5 protein-coding genes and 1 pseudogene are annotated in these 4,518 nt (G+C 63.7%); all 6 read left to right on the top strand.

Going from position 1 to position 4,518, the window contains the following annotated elements; translation table 11 throughout:
• A partial coding sequence (locus ACF8GB_RS10525; protein WP_392526999.1) for a type VI secretion lipoprotein TssJ occupies positions 1-180 on the top strand: 180 nt, incomplete at its 5' end.
• Positions 181-235: 55 nt separating this feature from the next.
• Entirely contained in the window at positions 236-1,216 is a 981-nt protein-coding gene (locus ACF8GB_RS10530) for a hypothetical protein (RefSeq protein WP_196186656.1), read from the top strand.
• The gene (locus tag ACF8GB_RS10535) at positions 1,213-1,770 is read left to right on the top strand and encodes a hypothetical protein (RefSeq protein WP_196186655.1); all 558 of its coding nucleotides are present in this window, start codon (positions 1,213-1,215) and stop codon (positions 1,768-1,770) included. The genes ACF8GB_RS10530 and ACF8GB_RS10535 overlap by 4 nt, the downstream gene beginning before the upstream one ends.
• Before the next feature lie 146 nt (positions 1,771-1,916).
• Complete coding sequence (locus tag ACF8GB_RS10540) at positions 1,917-2,837, top strand: PoNe immunity protein domain-containing protein (protein WP_230376704.1); 921 nt, start codon at positions 1,917-1,919, stop codon at positions 2,835-2,837.
• 94 nt (positions 2,838-2,931) lie between these two features.
• Complete coding sequence (gene tssK / locus ACF8GB_RS10545; RefSeq protein ID WP_326384453.1) at positions 2,932-4,269, top strand: type VI secretion system baseplate subunit TssK; 1,338 nt, start codon at positions 2,932-2,934, stop codon at positions 4,267-4,269.
• 1 nt (position 4,270) lies between these two features.
• Positions 4,271-4,518: pseudogene (locus ACF8GB_RS10550) on the top strand (DotU family type IV/VI secretion system protein); the annotation flags it as partial.

The following is a 4,518-nucleotide window of genomic DNA, read 5'->3' on the forward strand; positions in this document are numbered from 1 at the left end:
GACACCCGCTACCTCGCCGTCTTCGCCAACTTCCACGACCAGAACGGCGCCACCTGGAAACAGGTACTGCGCCTGGAGCCCAACGGGCACAAGTACGCCCTGCTGGTCACCCTCCACGACAACGCGGTCGCCATCACCGAAGAGCGCTACCGCCAGCCGAAACCGAGACCGATGAAATGACATCGAGACAGGAAGTCGCCCTCAACTCACAGGCATACGAGCGGGAGGCTACGGTATGAACACTAAGACCATTATCAGGCAGGCCGAGACCGACACCCTCGCCGAAATCCTCACCTGGGTACGGGAAGTCGTCGAAGGCCGTGGCCAGTCCGTCAGCCAGATGGTCGTCACCGTCGTGCTCGGCTGCATTCCCGGCGTCGGTCAGGCGCTCGACGCCTACAACATCCTGCGCGCCCTCCATTCGCTGACCCGCGACAGCGACAACGCCGACAATTGGATCGAACTGGTGCTCTGCCTGATCGCCCTGGTGCCGCTGTTTGGCGACGCGCTCAAGAACGTCTTCCGCATGCTGCGTAGCGGCGTGCCCATGAGCCGCATCCTCGACAGCCTGCCCAGGGACGTGCGCGGCAATATCGAGAAGTGGTTCCGCGAGCTGGACTGGGCCAGCTACACCCGCCAGCTCGTCGCCAAGACCAACCAGATCCTCGATGGCATGATCGACGTGCTCGGCACCCGCAGCGCCCGCTGGATCATGGACAAACAGGGCCTCAACCGCCTGGTCACCCAGCTCCGGGTACTCAAGGCCAAGGCCCAGCAGAAGATCGAACAGGCCATGGGCTCGCTGCAGCAATCCCACCAGATGCCCAGCCCCTGCCCAACACCACCGCGGGCTCCCGCGCCAGCCGCCATGCCGACACCCCGCGCCAGTCGCCGCCCGGCTCATCAGCACCGGCATCCAGTGGCGGCAACGCAGGCAAGCCGGCCCAGCAAAGTACCAACACCACCAGCCAGACCCCGGCCGCCTCATCCACACCCGCAGCCTCGGCCCCGGCCAACCGCGATATCCCCACCAACTCCAGCGGCACGGCCATACCACGCCAGGGCCAGGTCAGCGCGCAACAACGGCAGAGCCAGCGCAGCCGCCGCAATCGCCGTGAAATCGGCGTATCGGGTGAACATATCGCCGACTACTTCTTCGTCAAGCGCCAGAAGAATCGCTCGAAGATCAACAAGAACGCTCGCCTGTACGAGATGAAGCAGCCCGACGGCAATCTGCCGGGAGGACATCAGGGTATCGACCATGTCTGGCATGGCAGCCGATTGCCCCTGGGCTACCGGGTCAGCGATACCAAGGGCACGGGAAAAGGCATGCACCGGCTGGAAACCCCGAAGCGTGTCTTCGAGGCGCTGCGCTATGGTCTGGATGCCTATATGGGGGAGGAGGATGAAAGCCGTCTAGGAAATAACCTTGGCGACACAAAGGATGGCCGCCAACTCAGTCATCGCTGGGTAGCTGCCAGGATAGATAAGGCAGAGATCGTTGCCGAGCATAGTGACTTGCTCCGGAAAATAAGGGCTTGGAGACGTGTTCACTTCAAATTGGGTTCGACCATTTCCCTGGATGAAGGCACTCCACAGAAACAGTTGGTCAAGTGCCCCTACGACCGCAGTGTAATTACTGTGGTCGGTGCCAATCACAACCTACACGACAGGCGCAAGGGCAAGACCAGTCCCCGCTGTGCCAAGGGTCAGGCCAGCCACCAGATTGGCACCGAATTCGTCATCCCCACCGATATCCTCATAGGCTGATCGATATGCAAGCGCTCCATCCCATCGACTGGAAATATTGGGCCACCTGGCAGGTTCCATCCACACGTTTTGAGCAGCGTCGCGAACCGCACTTACGCTACTTCCGGTACAGCGAATTGTTTGAAGAAGCATTAAGTGGCGTTGCCATGATCACTACCGACTTGCCGAAGTACCGAGACAAGGCAAAACCCGGTGGTTTGATGACCTCCACACGACAGCGACTATGGGACGTGCTGAACTGGCTCAGCCTGCAATACTCCGCTGGCGCGCCGGTGGAAGCCTTCGCCGAAGTCTGGCCCCATGCCCTGGTCTGGGCCGAGGAATACGCCGGCTTTCAGGAAGCCTACCTGCAGACGCCCGATGCCAACGGCCGAGTCATGCCGCATGTCTATCTCAAGGGCAACGAATACTGGATCGTCGCCCTGCGTCTGGTCTGCTTCGGCCTGCTCAGCGGCCATGCCGCACAGATGCCAAGGGTCATGGCGATCCTCGATTTCGCCAACGTGGAGCTGGGCATCCGCGACGGCCTGCTCGAACGCCTGGTCGCGCCCTTCGCCCCCGGCCGTGGCACCCCGCCGGATACCGCCACCCGCCATTTGCCCTACCGTAAGCTGTTCAAGGTCTTCGACGCCACGCCCGAGAAGCGCCCGACGCTTATGACCAAGTACCTGGACGAGTGGTATCACGCCAGCCGCCGCGAACCCTATACCGACCTGCATGGCGAGTCGGATGTTTCTTTCTATGGCTATTGGGCCTGGGAGGCCGCCGCCGTCACCTGGCTGTTGGAGATTGATGACAGCAGCTACCGCGATATGCCGTTTTACCCCCGCGACCTGGCGGACTTTGCCCGTAACCTGCCGGCCACACCCGCTACGCCATCGGTGCCGCCGCCCACCTACGCCGGCCAGCCCTGCCCGCGCGCCGGCTACTGGTTCACCCTGGCCCAACACGGCTCGCGCCGTCAGTTCGCCCAGGATGAGGTATTCCCCGAGATCCCCAGTGAAACCAGCAAGGGCCTGACTCTCTGGCAGTGGGCCGATAACCAGATCGGGGATCACGTGCCATGACTACATCCCCGCGCAACGCACACCTCACCCTCCACGACAACGCGGTCGCCATCACCGAAGAGCGCTACCGCCAGCCGAAACCGAGACCGACGAAATGACATCAAGGAACTCTGTCATCTGGAGCGAAGGCTTGTTCGTCAAGCCACAGCACTTCCAACAACAGGCGCGCGCGCTGGAGCACCACGCCAACCAGCGCATCAACGCCGTCAGCGAACACCTGTACGGCTTCAGCGTGCTGGAGCTGAACCACGAGTACCTGAGCTTCGGCAAGATCGCCATCGTCAGGGCCCAGGGCGTCATGCCCGACGGCACGGTCTTCAACATCCCCAACGACCAGCCGCCGCCCGCGCCCCTGACCATCGCCGACGCCACCAGCGCCGGCCAGGTGGTCTACCTGACCCTGCCGCTCAAGTCCGACGGCGTGCTGGAAGTGCAATGGCCCGACACCTACGCCAACGCCCGCTACATCGCGCACGCCGAGGAAGCCAGGGACACCCACAGCGAAGAAGGCGACCACATCCGCCTGGATCTGGCCATCCCCAACCTGCAACTGACCCTGGAGCGGGACGACCGCAGCGCCTTCACCGGCATCGCCCTGTGCCACATCCTCGACAAGCGCCCGGACGGCAGCCTGGTGCTCGACGAACACTTCTACCCCACCAGCGTCTCGCTGTCCGCCGTGCCGCCACTAGGGCGCTTCCTCGGCGAAACCGCCAGCCTGATGCGCGAACGTGCCCGCAGCATCGCCGAGCGTATCGGCTCGCCCAGCCAATCCGGCGTGGCCGACGTCACCGACTTCAACCTGCTACAGGCCCTCAACCGCCTGCACCCGCTGTTCCTGCACCTGTCGCGCCGCCAGCACGTGCACCCCGAGCAGCTCTATGTCGCCTTCAGCCAGGCTTGCGGCGAACTGGTGACCTTCACCGACGACGGCCGCCTGCCGGAAGAGTACCCGGCCTACCAGCACGACAACCTGCGTGAATCCTTCCGCCGCCTGGAAGAAACCCTGCGCCGCGTCCTCAGCACCGTCCTACAACCGCGCGCCGTCTCGCTGCCGATCATCAAGCAGCAGTACGGCACCCTCACCGCCGCCGTGCACGACCGCCGCCTGCTCGACGACGCCGACTTCATCCTCGCCGTGCGCGCCCGCATGCCGCTGGAAAAACTGCGCCAGCAATTCCTCCAGCAGGCCAAGGTCGCCTCGCAGGAAAAACTCAGCGAACTCATCAACCTGCAACTGCCCGGCATCCCGCTCACCCCGCTGCCCGTCGCGCCGCGCCACCTGCCGTTCCACTCCGGCTTCAGCTACTTCCAGCTCGACCGCAGCCACGCCAACTGGCAAATGATGCGCGAGGCCGCAGGCTTCGGCTTCCACATCGCCGGGGACTACCCCGAACTGGAAATGCAGTTCTGGGCCATCAGGAGCCAATGACATGACCAACACCCTCGCCCGCCAGCCCTACCTGCGTACCCCGCCCGCGCCTGCCGTCCCGCACAAGCGCGTCATCGGCTTCGACACCATCGAACACATCGACGCCGACGAAGACCTCGGCTTCCAGTTGCGCGGCCACGGCTACAACCCGCTGGCCGACGGCGCCATCCCCCTGTTCGGCCTGATCGTGCGCCTGCGCAAGACCCAGGCCTACGACAACGTCGGCGAACTCTACGACAGCGTACGCAA

This window comes from Pseudomonas sp. xss_4 (genome assembly GCF_043104125.1).
In the GTDB taxonomy this organism is placed as follows: domain Bacteria; phylum Pseudomonadota; class Gammaproteobacteria; order Pseudomonadales; family Pseudomonadaceae; genus Aquipseudomonas; species Aquipseudomonas parafulva_B.